The sequence below is a fragment of the Mucilaginibacter sp. genome (assembly GCF_039921305.1).
Lineage (GTDB): Bacteria > Bacteroidota > Bacteroidia > Sphingobacteriales > Sphingobacteriaceae > Mucilaginibacter.
In genome coordinates this window covers 1-20,585 of record NZ_JBDSCA010000059.1, presented here as the reverse complement: position 1 = coordinate 20,585, position 20,585 = coordinate 1, and the positions used below count along the sequence as shown (strand labels likewise).

Genomic DNA, 20,585 nt, shown 5'->3' with positions numbered 1-20,585 from the left:
TGGTTATGGCACTATTGCCGCCAACAAAATAATGTAAAGTAGAAATAAGGCTAAGCCGCTGAATTTGAGCGATCCAACGGCTTTAACAGGATAGCTTTACATAATCTTTTACTTGCCATAACCGTTGTTATGTAAAGCTTTACATAATAACGGTTCAAGGATTTTTATAACGGCTAAACTGCCTGACTATATCCGTGTGGGGCGCAATGATTGTATTGAAAAGTATCTTTTCCTAAGTACTTCGCACGATGGTTTGGGCAGTATTCAAATTGCATTTACCCCTATCAGGATCGTTTGCGCCAACACTTTAAATGCCGCTTTGAACAACCATGTGAATTGCATTAAGATTAGGCACACCGCCAGTGCGCACGATAAATTAAAGGAAGCGCATAAAATGTTGGGTATCACCAACAGTTTATCGGTGGAACTGGAAGCCATTTATAACCGATGGTCAAGGGTACGCATTACAGATCTGGAGGTGAAGAAGCTGATACAATTAGCGATGTCGCCGAGCAAGGAGGTTTTGGCCAATGTACAGGCGGGCAAAAACGATGAGTTATCCAGCCACTTTAATAATATGGTGGATAACGTTTTTGAATATTGCATGTTAAGCCCTACCCAATTGGAAGAAACAACTAAGGGGACTGTATTTGGTGCTTATAACGGTGTGACGGGTTATTTTCAGAACGTACGCAATTTCAAGACGGATGAGGCTAAATTCAAGTCTATCATGTACGGTACAGGTTTGCAACGCAGCCAGTCGGCTTTTGACCTTTGCCATGAATTTACACAGCATGGTTCGGCGGCTTTAATGTTTAATTAATCACCGAGGGGGAGAAATCCCCCTCAAATTTTTATTCCCATGTATATTATCATTGAAAAATTCGGAGGCCCTGAATATGCGATTGTGGTAACCGACCAGGACGGCAATAATTTAGTGTTTGAAACACGGGAGGAAGCCGAGAAAGAAAAAAGCAATTGCCAGGATGCAATTGTTGTAGAAATTTAAGTTAGTTAAGATATGCCTGTATGGTCGCCAAAATCCCGGGCGGCCCTTACGGGCATTATGTGTTTTATACGATCAATAAGATTGGGTTTTAGCTGTATTCAGTCCTGTCGTAATCAATCTTTAATTAACCTGTTATTATATTTACATTTACTACAAATACTTAAGTTAAAATGTTCAATTGGTTTAATAAAATGGCTCCAAATCAACCTGCTACGATAACTGTAATTAGTCCTGAAATGCAACATATTTATGATGCTGTAAAAAATCATGTTACAATGAAAACAAGCGGCGCTCTTTTGGTAACTGGGGATTGGGGAAGTGGCAAGACATTTTATATGAAGAATATCCTGTTTCCTAAAATTGAACAGGATACAGCAATAACTCCGATAATCGTTTCCTTATATGGTGCAACAGACAAAGCTGGTATAGCCTCTAAAGTTTTATTTGCCTATCTGGATAAAATGGGAAAGGATAAATTACTTTCAGCAGCCACTTTAACAAAAGGAGTTCACAATATCCTGGAGTCGGCTACCATTCTTAAAAAATATGTAGACGTTAATAAATTATTTGCATCATCGGGTGAGGAACTGTTTAGGTTTTTACCAAAGGATAAACTATTAATTTGTTTTGACGATTTAGAAAGAATCAGCAACAAAATAAACCCCGAAGATTTCCTGGGTATGGTAAATGAACTTGTAGAAAACAAAGGAAATAGAGTCTTGATAATTGCCAACGAGGGCTTTATTGAGGGTGGTATTAAATTCAAAGAGAAAACTATCGAGAAGACTGTTCACTTTTCGAATGATATGGCCGCCATTTTCGATAGTTTATTACTCAGCTATACGGGCACTCCGTTTCACACATATCTTACTATCAGCAAAGATTTCATTTTAAACAGCATCAATTTCAATCACAACGACGACGAAACTTCACGCGAATTAAAAATTGCATTTGCCAATATCCGCACTTTTAAATTTGCTATAGAACATTTTCGTTTGGTATTTGAAACCATTCAAAAATCATTAGACACTAAAGATTTAAAAGTTCAGAATAAATTACACGCATGTTGGTTGTTTGTTTTATCGATTAGCGTTGAATTTAAAAAACCAAATAGCATTACTTTTTCAGATCGCAAACATTTGGATATGTCAATAATGCCATTTAATCCTGATGATATTGCTAGTATATTAGGTTATACAGACGAGGAAACTGCGCCGGAAAGTGATTTTGACTATCGCAATTCTTTTATCGATAAATATTATAAAAGAATTTCAGAGCCATTCGTTTATTTACCCGAAGTATATAATCTCATTACTGCCGGTCATAGTATTAATCAAGTAGCGTTTCTTGCTGACTTAGACACTAGTTTTACCGAAAAGAAACCTACGACTAATCCTGCGCAGGAACTTTTATCCAAATTTTTACATCAAGGATATTGGAATTTCACAGATCAAGAGTTTAAAGCAGTGCTATACCAACTTTTAGAATACGGAGAACAAGGCAAATATGATAACGGAATTTCGTATTTAAACGCAGGCGTATATTTATTGAACTTCAGCAGCATACTTGAGCTTTCTAAAGAAGTAATCACTGAAAAATTAAAATCCGGCCTTAAAATCCATATTAAGGAGGTAAACAATAGTTTCCTTATAAGAAATGAACTTGATATGGCTTCCGGAAATTTTCAAGAAGAACATTTACAACAACTCGTGACCTTTATAAAGGAACAATTTGTAATAAAGGAAAAAGAGGAAATAACAAGTGAAGCTCTTCAAATGGAAGAGCTATTTGTAAATAATGTATCTGAATTTGTTAAAGAACTAGTCCCAAAAAATCCTAATATGCGATCACCAGATAAATTGTTATTTAATCAGTTTAATGATGAGACTATAGAAAAGGCCTTAAAAAATTGGCAGCCAGCTGATATTATGAATTTGACTTCCTATTTCAAGATTAGATATCTGGATCCATCTTTTGCAGAGAGATTAACAGCTGAAATTCCATTTTTAGAATCATTAAGAGAAAAATTACTCAGCTACAGCGAGCCAAACAAATTACTTTCTGCCCATTTGATTACAGAACAAACTATTCCAAGGCTTACTCAATGTATTAACAAATTGAACACATTCGATAAAAATATTACTGGTGAGCAGTTTTAATTTTCTTTAAGCTATCCCCTTTAGTTCTATAATGATGAGTTCTATAATCCTTGAAACCGTCGGAGCCCCTATGCTATTGTTGTAACCGACCAGAACTGCAATAATTTGGTATTTGATACCATTGAGGAAGCCGAAGAAGAAAAAGCAATTGCCAGGATGCAATTGTGGTAGAGATTTAATTTGTTAAGATATGCCGTATGGCCGCCAAAATACCGGGCGGCTCTTACCGGCATTAAGAGTTTGACCGCCCCAATATTTTCACAGTAACATCCGTTAACTAAGCAGGTATTTCAGTTGCTGCATTTACGGTCGCAGTGATTGAAGCAAAAAAGTCAGGGATAAACTGCTTTAAATTGTCAATAATATTTTTTGTGAACGCTGTTATAGCGATATCTATTGATCCCGATGTTATAGGTGCTTCAGGGTCGATAAGCACGTACTCATAACTATCACTCGCCAATTTCTTTGAAAACCCATGGATATATCTATTTCGAAAAGTGTTGATTGTTGGCAAATAACGATTTAAGAAAGGTTCATGTAATTTCAGACACGAAGCGACAGGGTCAGTAGGGTTTCGATAATTTAAACGATGAAGAAACTCTAGCAGTTCCATGAAATTTTTCATAGGAATACTTAGCGGCGGGCTTTTCTTGGGATGTATCGATACCTTTTTGATTAGCGTTTCAGATAAATAAACCAAGTTTTCTAATACAGATGACGTAAACAAAATGAACTCTTGAAAATGGTAGTCGATCAGTTCCTGATAAAGTGACCGATCATCCACCTCAAAATATTGCTTAATTATACCTCCATTGCTCTGAAAAATTCGCTCGCGCATGATCGGAAGATTCGTTGATCTCGAAACAAGAACATCATGGTCGAGTTCGTCGAAATAAAGATGAAAGGTCATCTCGCACTTTCTGAATTTATTTGTAATTGCGTCCAGACGGTCTTTAACCAAATTTTCCTGAAGTTTATAGTTGTCATGAATGTCAAAATTTATCCGGTTCATCAAATTGGACGAGATGCGGCTACTAGCAAGGGCATAGAGTGCAGCCCGTTCGGTGGAAAAATCAGACAGGTTCACAATTTTTGAAGAAGAATTTGGTGTTACCATGTTTCGTTATCGTGATCAAGGTTTCGGTCAATTTCATAATTAACAGCTTTCAATACTCCGTTAAGGAACTGTTTGGCTTCGATGTAGTCCGGCAGTTGATTGATCTCTTTGGTCAATAAGTCGTGTAAATCCAGATCAACCTGAAAGGGTTCTCCGGCTTTTCCTGATTTTACTCCGACGCTTGTCAACGCTGATTGGAGGGCATAATTAATATGGCCAAACATCTCAAGATCAGCTTCTTTCAATTCTACGGCAAGCGAATAAATTTTGATCACCAATGCAACCATCAACGGATCTTTGGTATGAAAGATGGACAAAGTTTCGGCAACCCGTTCTAAACTGTCTAGCTTTGTGCTGTACTTGGCTATCATTTTATCGTAAAGCAGGTATGTTTCATTTGTTATCGCTTGTCCCGGTTGCAAGTAGACAAGCATATCTTTTCCATAAAATAAATGCCCCCCTGTCCCGTCAACCTCCAAATACCAGGAAAGTGCCATTTCAAACATTTCCATTTTTTGATACGGGTTTTCTTCAAACAGATGCGAATGCTCTCCAGATGGTAAGAAATCATAGCCCATCAGGGACCGAGTGGCCATAACCATATCTTTTTTATAATTAAACCGACTGACTAAATAATCGAATACTACTTGTGTTCCATAATTTTTAAGTACTCTAATTAGACTCCTCTCTATTTCATAAGAGAGGTAGAAACGCACCGTGTTTTTCAAAACCAGACTTCGGATGAGTTCATTTGATGCTGTTTTATTGTCGGCAAGCCAAATAAAGAACATCTCGGCGTCGCGCTGGTGTGCACGGTCAAGATAACCTGCGATTACCTTATTGGTATCAGTATGATCTACCGCGATGAGGGTTTGAAGACCGCCGGCAAGTGCGTGATTGTTTTCTTGTCGGCCCTTTGCTTCAATTCTTAGTATAGTTTCGGCATCTTCCGCAAGCAATTTAGCAGTCCCGGGAACCCTTGTACCATACGTCAAAAGAATAACATTATCAGCCTGCCAATTATCCAAAGTTTCAAGTTGGTGAACGCGCGTCCAATAAAAACTTTGTTCGTTTTTTTCAAAATGCAATGTTGACAGTATGCCTATAGCGTATTGATAGTATAATGGCGATCTTAAATCAAATAGATAGTCATGGAAATAAAGCGCATATTCGGTATGATTTCTTTCAAGATGTCGCAAAAACTCCCAAAAATAATGAGGCGGATATGGCTGAGGCTCCAGAAATTTGCGCATAGCTTCAGCTAAATCTTCTTTTGAATAATTGGTGGCTATCAAATCACATTGCTCAGCGACATAAACGTGAATATTCGGATTTCGCAATAATGAGACCTCTGCCGAACTGAACAGCTGCGATAATCGCTCCGTCAGATCTTTCGGTTTTAATTTATCTTTAATTTGTTCGATTTGATGCATATGATTTTCGGAAACCCCCCACTTAACAAACCAAAAAAGCTTATCCAGAACTTCCTTTTGCTCCATCAATCCAAATCCTTCGCCGTAATTTTCCAAAAAGTTCAACACGGTAGTGATCTCTGCTTCGTTCTCGTAAGGTCTGCTATTTCTATGAGTGGCAAAAATTCCCCGAGGAACATCTAATATCAATTTCAAGGTTTCCAGTTTTGATCCGGCTAAAGCCGGGAGTTCATAAAAGGATATTAAAAGATCGGTGATTTCGATTCTGAAAGTATGAACATTTTCGCTTGCGGGAAGCATAAAAGTAGTTATAGAAAATGCGTCCCGCGCGACAGGACTAAGTTCAGATGTCGTAAAATCGAGCGCAAGCATAGCCTTTAAAATATCTCTGATAAATACATAATTGGTATCATTAATATCAGGTTTCTGTTTTAATCGTTGGATAACATACCGCTGCCTAACCAATGCAAAATGGTCGATCACATCTCGTCTGGTGAAATTATAAATAGTAAAGAGCTTTTTATCCTTTGTTATTTCGTACAGTTTGAAGCTGTTGGCATATACAAAAGAGTACGACTCTGGCAGAAGCAATAATCTGGAAAGAATAGTGATTACCTTATTCATCAAGGTATCAGTCAATGGATAAGATGAATTTAACACCGTATCAAATTCCAAGCGGACAGGATGGTCCGATTTAACCAAGTTAGCTAAATACAATTCGACCGCTTGCTGGGCAATTTTGGGTTTTACATAGACGATCCGGCTTATTGTATTCAAGATGCGGCTGATAATTGATATTTTCGTTTCCGAATTAATTCCAGGGCCATCTTCTATCTCGGCAATCCACCCCACGTATCTACCCAGGATACTATTCAGTAAAGCGCCTTTATCACTTCCCACATCATCTACACTACTGAGATTAATCACAATATTATCCAGTTGTGCACCGAAGTCCATAATATATTCAGAAGCGTCAGATGCATCAATACCTTGTAAAATGATATCGCTATAATAATCAGGTTTTATGCTCTGCTCGTATCTTCCGGCCACAAATGAATATTCCTTTAAAAGCTTAAACCCGAGATTAATCTCGGGGAGAGGTATCTCATGAATCCTACTTAATTTAACTGCGATATGGTGATCATCGAAGCTGAAAGGCTCTATCAAAGCGATGTTCTGTAACAAGCGCCTAGATCGAAAATCACTGATTGCTGTTGATTTTGTAAATGCAGAATGGAACTCACCAAAATAATTATTGACATAATTTTTTAAGAAATCAGTTTCCCGGATAGTCTCTATCCTAGTATTTTCCATGATTGCCCTTAAAACGGCAACAATAAGTACGGGCCGTCCATAGGTAATGTTAATCAGGTCGCCGATGTGATGCCAATACCTTCCGCCAACGATATATGGCTCGAAAGCAGCTTGTGTTTCTAGTCTTTCGAGTGTAGATAAATTTAATTTAAGAATGTCACTTTGATCATATTCCCTGATTTGCTGTAGGGAATTTGAAGCTTCCAATGAGCGGGCAGTTAGAATGAGCTTTACTTTCCCTTTGAAAATATCTGCTAATTTTTTCAAGTCTGCCACATCTTTTGCATCATAGCTGTGAGCGTCATCAATTAGTACGACGTAACTACCTTCCGATAAAAGCGCCTTCCTTAGTTTATCAAAATCTACATTTTTATTAGCTAAAACAAGGGAACTCCACTTCGTTGTACTGGTATCCTCTTGCTTAAAGAACTCGATCACCAACCTTGTTTTTCCAATTCCGGCCTCACCCTCGATGAGTGCGATATTCATATTTGAATTCAAAAAACCTTTCAGTTCGGCAATTTTGTTATCCCGTCCGATAAAAATATTTGATAAGGTATAAGGAACAAACTGCGTAGCTTCAATACCTTTTTTAAAGAACGTTCTATAGTCCTGTAATTGTGCTGTTTCAAATCCTTCATCCATCCACAGAGAAAGTAGAGGATGTCGCAAAATCAATGTTTGAAGTTTAGCGCCGTCCCAGATCAGTAACTTAGCATTTGGAGCGAAGGTTGTTTTTTCAGTCTCAAATGACGATTCAAGTTCCTGCTGTTCTTGCGGTAGTAACTCGACATTTGTCATCAATACAAAAAAGTCTTCCCCCTTTAATTGCTTGGTTTCTGAAATTAGTTGGTTTTTTAAAAGATGAAATCCCTGTTTCCTGGCAACTTTATGGAATTTGAATTGGAAACGCCATGTGCCAACCAAATCATCATACCCGCCATAATAACTGGCATCAATGCCCCCATCACGCCCGGAAGCAGAAAATGGTTTAACCCTTTTGCTTACTTCGAACGTCAAAAGTGCATTACAAAATTCAGTAAAGTCATTAAAATTATAATTGGCCCAATTAATAGTATCCATGGATGATGTTGATAAGGAATATTAGCGTGGAGTTTGCGCTTAAAACAAAGTTATATAAAAATAGCATTTGAAAAGCGAATTAAGCACTTGGAAAGGTATTGCCAAATATTTTAAAGTTTTTGAATATTAACTATCGTATTTCGCAACAGTATATTTTTTCAAAATACATAGTAGGGAATTTGGAAGAAATATATCCACACCCAAATTGCCTACTATGTATGAATAATTGGTACTTTATTTTTTCTTCCGATTCAAATAGCCAGCGCCATTTTCTTCATATACAACCGATAAAGGCCGTTTACTACTTTCTTTCTCTGTGAATATCCTTTTATACTTACGTCGAAAGTCCTTAGTAAGAGGTTCGTTCAAAAACTCTTTGGTGAGGTTCGCTAACTCCTCTAAATCCGTCAAAAATTGATTTGACCCAAGGTTGGGGGTGCGTACATTGCCGGAGTATAGACTTTTATTAGTTTTTACTCCGGCTTTGTAATTTTGTAACTTGTTGTTAATGTGATAGATTTTTTTACAGCATCTGTAGGCACTATTAAACACCGTAAACGCAGCACATCTTCTATAAAATATTCGGTTATTGGGACGTTAAGGAGAACAAAGCCCTAATGTGCAAACATCAGGGCTTTGTTGTTTATATTTTAGCTGTAAACGACAGGTATCTTGTCCGAAGTCTCTTACTTAGCACAGCGGGATAGTAGCCAATATAGCTATTGCGGTTGCGTAACCGTATTAGCAATTAAGGTAACCGCCGTTTGTGCCAGCAATCTGCCATTTACTTTTGCGCCGGTATTCAGCGAAATCAACGTTTTACTTAATATGATCCCGCTAAAATCGGCAGCAGTGCCTAGTGTGGCTTTTCCACTCACCACCCAAAATATATTTTTAGCTTGTGCACCACCTGCCAAAGTAATGATAGCACTATTGTTTACCGTCAGGTTTTGAGCGATCTGGAAGATCCAGATATCATTTGGCCCGCCGTTTAGTGTTACGCCCGCATTGGTCACCAAAACGCCCGTACTCCATTTATAAAGGCCTGGGGGCAGTGTTTGGCCACTAATATCTCCGCCATATGGGTTAACAATGGGGTTTTCCACCAATCCATTCGCCGTGGTAAAAGCAGTTTCCATGTCTCCTATAGCTGTGGTCATTTTGGCCGGGGTCGGCACCGCATAGTCGGCGGCATAGGCGTGTCCGGTCACCAGGCTTGTCGTAGAAAACTGTCCGCTTGCATCCATTATTAATCCAAAGCCGGTCATTGCAGTGGCGGCAATGGGGCTGGTTGCAATGTCGCCGGTAATGGCCGTTACACCGGTAGTAGTAATCCCAGTCTCTGTTAAAATTACAAAATCACCGCTCGTTTTAAGATCGATTGGCCCGAGCCCTAAAGGCGGCTGGACCGAACTTGAGGCCAAAGATGCTTTTGCATTTAACCCGGATACAGCAGGGCTGGCGGTTTCTCCTTTATTACATCCTACGGTAAAAACTGCAAAAAGCAATATTAATGGCAATATTGCTTTGCAAATCTTAGAAGGTACGCTACTTTGGCGTATTTGAATGTCATCCATTGTCAAAACGTTTTTTTGATTCATGATTAATTTGTTTAGTAATAAAGAAATGCTGATCAGTATGCTGAAGCGCATATTGATTAACTTGATTTACAATGTCACTGTCATTCAACAGTGATTTTTAGGTAGTGTGAATTAATACGCTTAGACGCAAAGCACGTGCCCGCATCAATGATTATTTCTTGTATTCGTGCATTAGTGATATGAATCACTTTTTGTTCTTAATATTATAAATTAACGACCTTATTAATAGACATTTTAATGGTAATGAGTTTCGATTAATGATGAATTTAATATCGAACCTGTTTATTTAGGATTGATTACGTACACCGTAGCTTATTAAGATCATAAGTGTATTGATCTGACTATTATTCAGTAGAAACCAAGCATCATCTGCCAGGTTTTTCGAGTTGAAAAACTGCAAGGCTGCAAATTTGACTTGAAGCAGGGTGCTCTTGACCATAATAATTACCAATAAAATTTCAACAAAAAAATTAATTTAAAATCTTTGATAATGTGTATCGTTTATAGGATTCGCTGAACGGGCGTTCCTGGTCAAACTTATCAGCTAAGTGTTACTATTAATGGAAAGGTGTTTAGCGGTACTTGTACCATGCGCCAGCGCCTGCAAACCCGCAAAATAATATACAAAGTGGTGCGCTGGGCTATTTTAGTGCGCATATCATACAACGGAAAACTTTGGTTTCGCCTTGATTGCGAAATTGCATCCATAAAAAAAGACCAATCCAAATCGGAATGGTCTTTTTTTATGATATGGTATCGTGTTACTATTTAACTATATGCTTAAAAATGTCGTTACCGTAAACAAATACCATTAGGGTGATCAGGATAACGAAGCCTACTATCTGAGCTTTCTCCATAAATTTATCGCTTAATGGTTTGCCCTTGATCATCTCAATGATCAGGAACATGGCGTGGCCACCATCTAATACTGGTATAGGCAGCAAGTTCATTAGCGCTAAAGCCATTGATAGAAGCCCTACAAGGCCCCAAAACTTTGGCCAGTTAATGTGGCCGCCAAACATAGTTGCTATTTGTACAGGGCCCGCAAATGCTTTATTGGCTTTAACCTCGCCTTTAAATACCTTACCTAAACCCTTGGCATTATCTGCCAGGCTGCTCCATGCTTTATTGGCGCCGATAGGTAATGATTGCATGAGGGTGAAAGTTTCCCTTTTCTCTAAGCCAGCAGTATCAGGTCCGGCAGAAAAGCCAAGTTTACCATCGGCATCCACATTGGTTTTAATATCTTGAAGAATTCCGTTGCGTTTAACAGATAGTGTTGCTTGCTGGTTTTTGTATTTGGCTATCTGATCTTGGTATTCATCAAAAAACTGTATAGGCTGCTTATTAACGGCCAAAATGCTATCACCTTTTAGCAAACCCGCCTTTGCGGCATTACCACCCGGAACAATTGAATCAATGTTGAATTTAGTACGCAGGTTTATAAACTCATCTATACCTTGGTCAGATAAGTCGTTTAAAATGGTTGGGGGAATAGCTATCGTGATAGTTTTATTACCATCGCGTAAAACAGTTAATTTGGTATTGCCCATTAACACCTTTGAACTGCGGAGTTCGTCATACCGCACAATAGGTTTACCGTTGATCTCGGTAATATTATCACCGGCTTTTAAACCAATTTTTCTTCCTATGCTACCGGGAGCGATGCCATATTTAACGCTGCTTGTTGGGGTATAGGTTTCGCCATATTTAACGGTAAGCATCCAAAATATGAATATGCCTAATACAATGTTCACAAAAATACCTGCAAGCATCACAATTAAACGTTGCCATGCCGGTTTTGAACGGAATTCCCAGGGTTGTGCCGGCCCGGCCATTTGCTCGGTATCCATTGATTCATCAATCATACCAGCAATTTTAACATAGCCACCCAAAGGCAACCAGCCAATACCGTATTCAACACCTTTATAATTGAATTTTACCAGACTAATGTTCCAGGCATCAAAAAACAAATAGAATTTTTCAACCTTAATTCCAAAAGCGCGGGCTGCTAAAAAGTGGCCAAGCTCATGTAATATTACTAAAATAGAAAGGCCCAGTATCAGCTGGACTATCATTATAACTACGCTCATTATTTATATTATATCAAATTGTTATAACCACCTTAGGGGTTTGTTTAATTAAACTTTGTGCTAATATGCGGGTTTCTTTATCAGTATTCAAATAATCATCCAAAACGGGGTTTTGTATAAAACTCATTTTTTGCATACATATTTCAATTAGATCGCTCATGCCTAAAAAGGTTACACTCTCGTTAAGAAATGCTGCTACTGCTACTTCGTTGGCCGCATTAATAATACAGGGCATGTTACCACCTTGATTTAAAGCTTCGTATGCGAAAGCTAAATTACGGAATGTGTCCAGATCTGGTTTTTCAAAAGTCAATTCCGGATAGTCCATAAAATTGAAACGCTTGAAATCGTTTTTTATCCTTTCGGGATAGGTGAGGGCATATTGTATGGGCAGGCACATATCGGGCAAACCCATTTGCGCTTTTATTGAGCCATCCTCAAACTGAGCCAAAGAATGTACGATAGATTGCGGATGTACGATCACTTCGATCTGGCTGGCCTCAACACCAAATAACCATTTGGCTTCTATCACTTCCAATCCCTTATTCATTAACGAAGCCGAATCAATAGTGATTTTGGCGCCCATTACCCAGTTGGGGTGTTTAAGAGCATCGGCTTTGGTAACATTGCTTAGGTAATCCAGACCCTTACCCCGGAATGGTCCGCCAGAAGCAGTGAGTATCAGTTTCTCTATCTTGTTATTCTCTTCGCCAACCAAACATTGAAATATGGCAGAGTGTTCAGAATCGATAGGTAAGATGCTTACGTTGTGTTGTTTGGCTAAAGCGGTGATTAGCTCGCCCGCAACTACCAAGGTTTCTTTGTTAGCTAATGCTATAGTTTTACCTGCCTTAATAGCTGCAATAGTTGGCTCTAAACCGGCAAAGCCTACCATAGCTGTTAACACGGTATCAATCTCCGGATCGGTAACGATCTCTTTGATAACCAGGCTCCCGGCGAATACTTTGATGGGTAAGTGGTAGAGTGCGGCTTTTACTTCGGGGTATTTACTCTCGTCGCCAATAACAACGTAGGCTGGCAAAAACTCAATAGCTTGTTCAATAAGTAATGTTGAATTGCTTAGAGCCGTTAATACATAGGCCCTAAACAATGTTTTGTTTTTGCCTATAACCTTGAGGGCCTGTGTACCTATACTCCCGGTTGAACCCAGGATAGCTATGTTTTTGATGTTTTGTTGCTGCATTTATTTCCCGCCTGAAATCTTTCACGGCTTTTCTTCTCTACCTGCAAAAGTATTATTCTTTTGGTAATAATTATTCCTTAATTGAGGAATGTTGGAGCTCGTCGGCAATTTTCCTGTCGTTAGCTAAACGGGGCACTTTGTTTTGGCCTCCTAACTTGCCTTTAGAGCGCATATAGTCAATAAAGGCGTTCTTTTTAAGATTGGTAATTTTTAACGGTTGTAGTATAGAACCTTTAATGAGATCGAAATAGTAAATGTTCTTTTTCTGCAAAGCCGCGTCAACCTTTAAGCTAAATTCGGCCAAATCTTTTGGCTCTGTTCCAAACTCAACAAACCACTCGTGGAAAGGCAGTTCGCCTTGCGGCGGATTTACCTGTGGGGCAACGGTGAACTCGGTAATGTCAATCCCTTCGGCTTTAGCCACACTTAATAATGCATGCTCAACTTCTTCACCAATCACATGTTCGCCAAAGGCGGATATATAATGTTTGATGCGACCGCTTACGATAATTTTATAGGGATTTTTCGAAACAAATTTTACGGTATCGCCAATACTATAACCCCATAGGCCCGCGTTGGTATTTAATATCAGCGCGTAGTTTTTATTCAGTTCAACATCTTTAAGTTGCAGGCGTGTTGGGTGGGCATCAAAGTATTCATCAACGGGTATAAACTCATAAAATATGCCTGAATCTGCCAATAGCAGCAATCCTTTATCCTTTTGCGAATCCTGGAAAGCGATGAAGCCTTCTGATGCAGGATAGGTTTCGATGGTATCTATCGCGAAGCCGATACTTTCTTCAATTTTAGCGCGGTAAGGCTCGTAATTAACACCACCGTAAACAAAGAGTTTAAAGTTAGGGAAAATGTCTTTGATCTTTTTTCCTCCCGCTTTAGCGGATAACCTGTCGAAATACATCTGACACCAGGGTGGTATGCCCGATATGAGGCGCATGTCTTCGTTTAAAGTTTCATCTACAATGGCATCAACCTTTTGCTCCCAATCTTCAATACAATTGACCTCGTAGCTTGGCTTGCGATTCTTTTGCAAGTATTGCGGTACGTGGTGAGCTACGATGCCCGATAGGCGACCAACCTGTATGCCATGCTTTTCGGCCATAATGGGGCTGCCTTGTAAAAATATCATGCTGCCATCAACAAAGCCGGTTTTACCGGTTTCGTGGATATAGTTGAGCAAAGCATTACGGGCAGCTTTAATATGCTCGGGCATGCTTTCTTTTGATATCGGAATGTATTTTACACCCGATGTAGTGCCCGATGTTTTAGCTAAGTAAGCGGGCTTACCTGGCCATAAAACGTTTTCATCGCCATTAACCATACGGTCTATGTACGGACGCAGATCTTCATAATCCCTTATGGGGACATTCTTTTTAAACTCTTCGTAATTGCGGATCCTGCTAAAGTGATGGTCTTTACCAAAGCTGGTATCTTTTGCTTGCGCGATAAGCTTGAGGAATGTAGTTTGCTGCATAGCCACCGCATTATGGCGAAGCTTGTTAAGCTGATAATTAATTAGCGCCGCAAAAGGTTTGCTTAATGCTGCTTTTAAGCCCATAGGTTAAACGGTTTCCAGTAAAATATCGTCCACATTGTTTGCATCGTGAACCAATTGACGGTAAGTTAGGGCTAATACGATGTTGATGAACGGATATAAAAAGATCAGAGTTAGAACAAGAAATTTTAAATCATAATAAACTATGCCATAAATTGGTAAAGCAATTATTGTAATGAAGAAGGCTAATATAAGAATCACTTTAAAAATGTTGGATCTTGTTAAATTAAAGCTCTGTCTTAACGATTCGATAGAACCTGAAAGATCATCTACTATGAAAGCTATAAAGAACATATATCTTAAAGCCAGGTATGCGAATACGATCTCGGCGGCTATTTTCAAGATATCCTGAATAAGAGAGTAGCCTTTTAAAAAAACACCTATGATGAAAAAATCAAATGTTACCACCAGCACAGCGAACAAGATCCAAAGTTTTATAAAATTGAATATCATCCGGATATGAGGTAGAATCTGCGAGAATTCAAATTCGTAGTATTCACTATCTTTTAGGGTAAATATAAATTTATAAAAACCTAGCGTAGTGTAAGATTGAACAAATATGATGGTGAAAAATAAAATTGTTGGTATTACAACTTCGTGTTTAATATCTTGCGCCATACCACTAAAAAGGGCTATAACTATTAATATAAATACCGAAACAATGGAGTATACAATGATAATTCCAAAGTTTTTCCCGAATAGCTTTAGGGACTCTAAAATCACAGACCAAACAAATTTAAGGTCTATCAAAATATCGGTACTTAGATTTTTTAAATATTTCCCAATCATGACGAAAAAATTACGGGAAAAATGGATGATACATGAGTTTTTATGACCTTTTAAGTATTACACGCTTCCACAAATCTTCCAGAAAACCCAACCCGTATGCTGTGAGTTGTATAAGGGCAGCAATAATGCTCAAAAATGCAATTTTTACTGATTTATTTTTAAACAAAGCATGAAAAAATATCAACAAAATAAACACCAATAATAAAATATTGCACAGTTGGGTTAATGGGTTGTGAATGAGGTTGCTAATTACTGTAAACAATAAAAAAAGCGTAAAAGCTGCCGGGAAAAAATGAACCAACTTTAACTCTCCAGGAAAAAATTTATAAATATTAATGCGCGCCCTGCCGAAAAAGTGCAACTGTTTGAAAAACTGTGTGAAACTTGTGCGCCGTTTATGGAAAACAATAGCGTCGGGTATCAGCCCGATCTTGAATCCCATTTTGTGGATGCGGATACTGTATTCAATATCTTCGCCTAAGCGGGTGATGATAAAGCCACCTGTTTTTTCCCAAACCTCTCGCGATAAGCCCATGTTAAAACTGCGCGGATGGAACTGGCCAATTCCTTTTTTGTTACCGCGGATACCGCCGGTTGTAAAAGGGGAGGTCATGCTGTAACTGATGGCTTTTTGTATGGGGGTGAACGATTTTGTAGCACCATCCGGGCCACCGTAGCAATCTAGTTTGTGGGTGTATAGGTAGTTTTTAACTGTTTCCAAATAATCTGGCGGTATCAAACAATCCGAATCGAAAATGATAAAGTAATCGCCTTTGGCTTTAGTAAACCCGTAGTTGCGGGCAAAGCCCTGGCCTTCGTTTGGTTTTACGTAATAACTAATGTCTAACCGGTTGTGGTAGCTTTCAACAACGGTTTTGGCATCATCTTTTGAACCATCCTCAATAATCAAAACCTCAAACTGCAGGTAAGTTTGTTTGGTTAAGGTTTCCAGCAGTTCGTTAATTTCCTGCGGGCGATTATATAAAGGTATGATGATGGAAAAAAACATTTTTTTTAGATGTGAGATATTAGATTTGAGGTGTTAGACTAATAAAGCTTTTGTCTCATATCTAACATCTCAAATCTCATATCTAATTTATAATTTTTCTTCTATCTGATAGTGGTTTCTTTCGGGGGCGTTACGCGATACCAGTTCGGCAATAAACCCCGTGAGGAATAATTGAAACCCCACCACAATAGCAATTAAGGCAATATAAAACAAGGGATCGCTGGTTGCATCCCGATACTTTTCGCCGTGTGCGATATGAATTAATTTCTCAGAAAGGATCCATATAATGGAAACAAAACCCGTCAAAAAACTCAGCACACCCATGGTGCCAAAAAAGTGCATTGGGCGCTTGGCGAATTTCCCTACAAAGAATATCGAGAGCAGATCTAAAAAACCATTAATAAAACGGCTCAGTCCGAATTTGGTTTTACCGTACTTGCGTGGATAATGTTCAACTACCTGCTCGCCAATTTTGGTGAAACCAGCCCATTTAGCCAATACGGGTATATAACGGTGCATTTCGCCGTATACCTCAATGTTTTTGACAACAGCTTTACGGTAAGCTTTTAAGCCGCAATTAAAATCGTGCAGGTTAGGTATACCCGACATTTTGCGGGTAACGGAATTGAATAACTTGGTAGGAATAGTTTTGCTTAGCGGATCATGACGTTTAGCTTTCCAGCCAGATATCAGATCGTATTTTTCTTCGGTAATCCGGCGATAAAGCTCTGGTATCTCATCCGGACTATCTTGCAAATCAGCATCCATTGTGATCACAACGTTGCCAATCGCCGCCGCGAAACCTACATTAAGAGCAGCAGATTTACCATAATTGCGACGAAATTTAATGCCCTCTATACATTGGTTGCCCTCGCTTAATTTGCGGATCATTTCCCACGAGCCATCGTTACTGCCATCATCAACTAAAACGATCTCGTATTTAAACTTGTGTTCGTCCATTACCTTGCTTATCCACGAGGTAAGTTCTGGTAACGATTCCACTTCGTTATATAAAGGAATTACAACAGATATATCCATTTTTTGAGCCGAAAGCCTGAAGCGTAAAGCTAAAAGCTTTTTTGAAGATTAGATTTAATTTAACACTATTTAAGATACTGTTACTATTTGCTTAGTTCCGCAAAATATTTATGGAACAAAGGAATAGTTTCTATTCCTTTATAATAGTTAAATATATCGTATTTTTCGTTTGGTGAGTGTAGTGCATCGCTGTCTAAACCAAAACCCATTAGCACGGTTTTAATGCCCAATACATCTTCAAACAGGGCTACAATAGGTATGCTACCGCCACCACGTGTTGGGATAGGTTTTTTACCGAATGATTCTTCAATCGCTTTTTGGGCAGCTTTGTATGCCACGCTATCGGTAGGTGTAACAACAGGTTCGCCACCATGGTGTGGGGTTACCTTAACTTTAACATAAGGCGGAGCAATGCTTTCGAAATGTTTGGTAAACAATTCGGTTATTACTTCTGATGATTGATTAGGTACCAACCTCATCGATATTTTAGCATTTGCTTTTGATGGCAATACAGTTTTAGCGCCTTCGCCAATATAACCGCCCCAAATGCCATTTACTTCTAAAGTAGGGCGGGTACCGGTACGCTCAAAAGTGGTATAGCCTTTTTCGCCCCAAAGCGCTTGTACGTCAAGGTCGGTTTTATATTCTTCCTCATCGTATGGAGCAGCGTTTAGCTCTTTACGTTCGTCATTGGTAAGTTCAATCACATCATCATAAAAACCGGGTATGGCAATATGGTTATTCTCATCGTGTAATGAAGCTATCATTTTAGCCAGAATAGTTGCCGGATTAGCTACCGCGCCACCGTAAACACCAGAGTGCAAGTCGCGATTTGGGCCAACCACTTCAACTTCTAAATAGGATAAACCTCGCAAGCCTGTTTCCAGCGATGGGTTTTCCATGCTGATCATGGATGTATCGGATATTAAAACCACATCCGCTTTTAAGCGCTCTTTGTTAGCTTTTACAAAAATACCCAGGTTTGATGAGCCTACTTCTTCTTCACCCTCTATCATAAATTTGATATTACAAGGTAAAGTGTTGGTTTGCATCATTAATTCAAATGCTTTAACGTGCATGTAAAACTGGCCCTTGTCATCGCAAGCGCCACGGGCGTATATTTTACCATCGCGAACGGTTGGCTCGAATGGGGGAGTTTTCCAAAGTTCTAACGGGTCTGGAGGTTGCACATCGTAATGGCCGTAAGTTAAAACTGTTGGTAAATTAGGGTCTATTATCTTTTCGCCGTATACGATTGGGTAGCCTGCTGTTTGGCAAACTTCTACATTATCGGCACCGGCGTCTTTTAATTTCTGAGCAACAAAATCCGCTGTTTGTAGAACCGATTCCTTGTATTTAGGATCAGCACTTACTGATGGGAATCTTAACAGATCAAATAATTCGTTTAATATTCTATCCTTATTCTGATCAACGTATTGTTTAATAACCTGCATGTATTAAGTTTTGTGGGCAAATATAGAATTTAACTTTTATCGAATATAGTGAGAATAAGTTATGGTTTTAAAAGATGTACATTAAGCTGTTTAAAATGATGCTTTATGGTTGTATATTTGTTTGGGTTGCTATGTGTTAGGCAATAATGATTAACTATATAAATGGGCTATCGGAGAATAATTTTATTTTTTGTTTTCATTTTTTGTTTTGCTACTGTTAAGGTTTTTGCCCAAACCCCGAGCTGTAGTGTTGCCTCAAAATTTTATAGTAAGGATAGTATCAACATAACCACTTTTGGGGCTAGTACTGTTCATGGTATAGGTGGTTTTTCTTTTCAGCCTTATTTGAAACAGAATTTTGAGTATTGCTATCCAGGAAAAGTTGTAACGGTTTCAAACTACGGGATTTCGGCTCAAACAACCAGCGAAGGTTTAGCACGCTTTGCCGATGCTGTTGCAGGTAAAACCGGTTTTGTTTGTATTTTAATGGGGGTTAACGATGCCCTTAATTTGGTTACACCTACCATGGCAACTGCCCAGCAAGCTAATAAAGCTATTGCTGCCGCCCAAACGAATATTGAGGCAATGATAAAAATATCGTTGGAGAATGATTTGGTTCCCATTATTGGTACGGTACAGTATATCATCCCTAATGGAAATAAGGCTTTAATAACTGCAAACGCCTACATTAAAAGAATTAATGCAGGCTATATAAAGTTAGTTGGTAAATATAAAGGGAAAGCCTACCTGGCTGATATTAATGCCGCTTTGGGTTATGATGCCAAGCTGTTTCAGGCTGATGGGATACACCCTAATGATAAAGGATATAAGGTACTTAGCTATGTTTGGTTTGATGCTATTAATGAGGCTATTGAGAATAAGCTTTTACTTATTGGTCTTGATCAAAATTTCCCTAACCCTGCCAGTACTAAAAGTACTATTGGGTTCAGCTTGTCGCAATCGGCAAATGTAAATATTCAAATGTATAGCATACTTGGTGTACCCGTAAAAACGGTAACTAACGAGTTTTATAATTCAGGTTATCACCAGATAGAGATTTTATTGGGTGATTTGAAGCCCGGAATATACATTTATGTAATGCACATTGCAGGGCGCGAACTCACCAAGAAAATGATCGTGGTAAGGTAAAACTTAATTTATTTAATCTGCTTGAGCCAGAACATCTATAGTTTGCATGTTAACGTTTTTTTGTTGCATGCTTTTATGAATGTCTAAACTAATAGGTTTTACAACAACCGTTTCTTTTTTTAAGCTGCTTGACAATACTATTCCGGTTGATAAAGTAGCTATCGCTAATATGATGATCTTTTTCATGTTTGTAGTTTTTAAGGGTTTTTAATATTAGGGATGAACGTATGTAGAGTCAGAACCATTGTAATCTCCAACGCCTAATTCAGATTTATCGGCAACGATAGTTGTTTTTGCTTTAGCTGGTGCTACAGAGTTGTCTTTGGTGCAAGAAGAGATTAAACCTGTTGTTGCTGCTAATAATGCTATGATGATGAACTTTTTCATGTTTGTAGTTTTTAAGGGTTTTTAATATTAGGGATGAACGTAAGTAGAATCAGAACCATTGTAATCTCCAACGCCTAATTCAGATTTATCGGCAACGATAGTTGTTTTTGCTTTAGCTGGTGCTACAGAGTTGTCTTTGGTGCAAGAAGAGATTAAACCTGTTGTTGCTGCTA

The 20,585-nt window shown here is 38.6% G+C and carries 16 protein-coding genes; 4 read left to right on the top strand and 12 right to left on the bottom strand.

Features of this window, described 5'->3' with window-relative positions; genetic code table 11:
• The first annotated feature begins 124 nt into the window (after nucleotides 1–124).
• From ABIN91_RS18620 to ABIN91_RS18610, 3 genes are all read left to right on the top strand, one after another.
• Nucleotides 125–823 carry a DUF932 domain-containing protein gene (locus tag ABIN91_RS18620; RefSeq protein ID WP_348052950.1) on the top strand — a complete coding sequence of 233 codons (699 nt, stop codon included), beginning with the start codon at nucleotides 125–127 and terminating at the stop codon, nucleotides 821–823.
• Nucleotides 824–862: 39 nt separating this feature from the next.
• Nucleotides 863–1,009 (top strand): hypothetical protein, encoded by a 147-nt coding sequence (locus ABIN91_RS18615; protein ID WP_348052949.1) that lies wholly within the window; start codon nucleotides 863–865, stop codon nucleotides 1,007–1,009.
• 191 nt (nucleotides 1,010–1,200) lie between these two features.
• Entirely contained in the window at nucleotides 1,201–3,168 is a 1,968-nt protein-coding gene (locus ABIN91_RS18610; protein WP_348052948.1) for a hypothetical protein, read from the top strand.
• A gap of 277 nt (nucleotides 3,169–3,445) precedes the next feature.
• Here ABIN91_RS18610 and ABIN91_RS18605 read toward each other — a convergent pair whose 3' ends face one another.
• The 10 genes from ABIN91_RS18605 to ABIN91_RS18560 form a co-directional block, all read right to left on the bottom strand.
• A complete protein-coding gene (locus ABIN91_RS18605; RefSeq protein ID WP_348052947.1) occupies nucleotides 3,446–4,285 on the bottom strand; it encodes a hypothetical protein in 840 nt (279 codons plus the stop codon).
• Nucleotides 4,279–8,115: a hypothetical protein gene (locus ABIN91_RS18600; protein WP_348052946.1), complete on the bottom strand. Its 3,837-nt coding sequence runs from the start codon at nucleotides 8,113–8,115 to the stop codon at nucleotides 4,279–4,281. The genes ABIN91_RS18605 and ABIN91_RS18600 overlap by 7 nt, the downstream gene beginning before the upstream one ends.
• A 719-nt stretch (nucleotides 8,116–8,834) precedes the next feature.
• Nucleotides 8,835–9,716 (bottom strand): ice-binding family protein, encoded by an 882-nt coding sequence (locus ABIN91_RS18595; protein WP_348052945.1) that lies wholly within the window; start codon nucleotides 9,714–9,716, stop codon nucleotides 8,835–8,837.
• Nucleotides 9,717–10,480: 764 nt separating this feature from the next.
• Nucleotides 10,481–11,809 (bottom strand): RIP metalloprotease RseP, encoded by a 1,329-nt coding sequence (gene rseP, locus ABIN91_RS18590; protein WP_348052944.1) that lies wholly within the window; start codon nucleotides 11,807–11,809, stop codon nucleotides 10,481–10,483.
• Between the two features lie 13 nt (nucleotides 11,810–11,822).
• On the bottom strand, nucleotides 11,823–13,013 hold the full coding sequence (locus ABIN91_RS18585) for a 1-deoxy-D-xylulose-5-phosphate reductoisomerase (protein WP_348052943.1): 1,191 nt from the start codon (nucleotides 13,011–13,013) through the stop codon (nucleotides 11,823–11,825).
• Between the two features lie 70 nt (nucleotides 13,014–13,083).
• On the bottom strand, nucleotides 13,084–14,589 hold the full coding sequence (locus ABIN91_RS18580; protein WP_348052942.1) for a GH3 auxin-responsive promoter family protein: 1,506 nt from the start codon (nucleotides 14,587–14,589) through the stop codon (nucleotides 13,084–13,086).
• Nucleotides 14,590–14,592: 3 nt separating this feature from the next.
• A complete protein-coding gene (locus ABIN91_RS18575; protein WP_348052941.1) occupies nucleotides 14,593–15,375 on the bottom strand; it encodes a hypothetical protein in 783 nt (260 codons plus the stop codon).
• A gap of 40 nt (nucleotides 15,376–15,415) precedes the next feature.
• On the bottom strand, nucleotides 15,416–16,384 hold the full coding sequence (locus ABIN91_RS18570; protein ID WP_348052940.1) for a glycosyltransferase: 969 nt from the start codon (nucleotides 16,382–16,384) through the stop codon (nucleotides 15,416–15,418).
• Between the two features lie 87 nt (nucleotides 16,385–16,471).
• On the bottom strand, nucleotides 16,472–17,422 hold the full coding sequence (locus ABIN91_RS18565) for a glycosyltransferase family 2 protein (protein WP_348052939.1): 951 nt from the start codon (nucleotides 17,420–17,422) through the stop codon (nucleotides 16,472–16,474).
• 83 nt (nucleotides 17,423–17,505) lie between these two features.
• Nucleotides 17,506–18,876 carry a dipeptidase gene (locus tag ABIN91_RS18560; protein ID WP_348052938.1) on the bottom strand — a complete coding sequence of 457 codons (1,371 nt, stop codon included), beginning with the start codon at nucleotides 18,874–18,876 and terminating at the stop codon, nucleotides 17,506–17,508.
• A 162-nt stretch (nucleotides 18,877–19,038) separates the two neighbouring features.
• On the opposite strand from ABIN91_RS18560, the gene ABIN91_RS18555 reads away from it, so the two are divergent.
• Entirely contained in the window at nucleotides 19,039–20,025 is a 987-nt protein-coding gene (locus ABIN91_RS18555) for a GDSL-type esterase/lipase family protein (RefSeq protein ID WP_348052937.1), read from the top strand.
• A gap of 12 nt (nucleotides 20,026–20,037) precedes the next feature.
• On the opposite strand, the gene ABIN91_RS18550 is transcribed toward ABIN91_RS18555, so the two are convergent.
• The gene (locus ABIN91_RS18550; RefSeq protein WP_348052936.1) at nucleotides 20,038–20,211 is read right to left on the bottom strand and encodes a hypothetical protein; all 174 of its coding nucleotides are present in this window, start codon (nucleotides 20,209–20,211) and stop codon (nucleotides 20,038–20,040) included.
• Between the two features lie 27 nt (nucleotides 20,212–20,238).
• Nucleotides 20,239–20,412: a hypothetical protein gene (locus ABIN91_RS18545; RefSeq protein WP_348051056.1), complete on the bottom strand. Its 174-nt coding sequence runs from the start codon at nucleotides 20,410–20,412 to the stop codon at nucleotides 20,239–20,241.
• Nucleotides 20,413–20,585: the final 173 nt, after the last annotated feature.

Bases quoted from the DNA above. Each gene is read 5' to 3' on its own strand.
- ABIN91_RS18615 (WP_348052949.1), top strand. From the start codon at position 863: ATGTATATTATCATTGAAAAATTCGGAGGCCCTGAATATGCGATTGTG.
- ABIN91_RS18610 (WP_348052948.1), top strand. From the start codon at position 1,201: ATGGCTCCAAATCAACCTGCTACGATAACTGTAATTAGTCCTGAAATG.
- ABIN91_RS18605 (WP_348052947.1), bottom strand. From the start codon at position 4,285: ATGGTAACACCAAATTCTTCTTCAAAAATTGTGAACCTGTCTGATTTT.
- ABIN91_RS18600 (WP_348052946.1), bottom strand. From the start codon at position 8,115: ATGGATACTATTAATTGGGCCAATTATAATTTTAATGACTTTACTGAA.
- ABIN91_RS18595 (WP_348052945.1), bottom strand. From the start codon at position 9,716: ATGAATCAAAAAAACGTTTTGACAATGGATGACATTCAAATACGCCAA.
- rseP (WP_348052944.1), bottom strand. From the start codon at position 11,809: ATGAGCGTAGTTATAATGATAGTCCAGCTGATACTGGGCCTTTCTATT.
- ABIN91_RS18585 (WP_348052943.1), bottom strand. From the start codon at position 13,013: ATGCAGCAACAAAACATCAAAAACATAGCTATCCTGGGTTCAACCGGG.
- ABIN91_RS18580 (WP_348052942.1), bottom strand. From the start codon at position 14,589: ATGGGCTTAAAAGCAGCATTAAGCAAACCTTTTGCGGCGCTAATTAAT.
- ABIN91_RS18575 (WP_348052941.1), bottom strand. From the start codon at position 15,375: ATGATTGGGAAATATTTAAAAAATCTAAGTACCGATATTTTGATAGAC.
- ABIN91_RS18570 (WP_348052940.1), bottom strand. From the start codon at position 16,384: ATGTTTTTTTCCATCATCATACCTTTATATAATCGCCCGCAGGAAATT.
- ABIN91_RS18565 (WP_348052939.1), bottom strand. From the start codon at position 17,422: ATGGATATATCTGTTGTAATTCCTTTATATAACGAAGTGGAATCGTTA.
- ABIN91_RS18560 (WP_348052938.1), bottom strand. From the start codon at position 18,876: ATGCAGGTTATTAAACAATACGTTGATCAGAATAAGGATAGAATATTA.
- ABIN91_RS18555 (WP_348052937.1), top strand. From the start codon at position 19,039: ATGGGCTATCGGAGAATAATTTTATTTTTTGTTTTCATTTTTTGTTTT.
- ABIN91_RS18550 (WP_348052936.1), bottom strand. From the start codon at position 20,211: ATGAAAAAGATCATCATATTAGCGATAGCTACTTTATCAACCGGAATA.
- ABIN91_RS18545 (WP_348051056.1), bottom strand. From the start codon at position 20,412: ATGAAAAAGTTCATCATCATAGCATTATTAGCAGCAACAACAGGTTTA.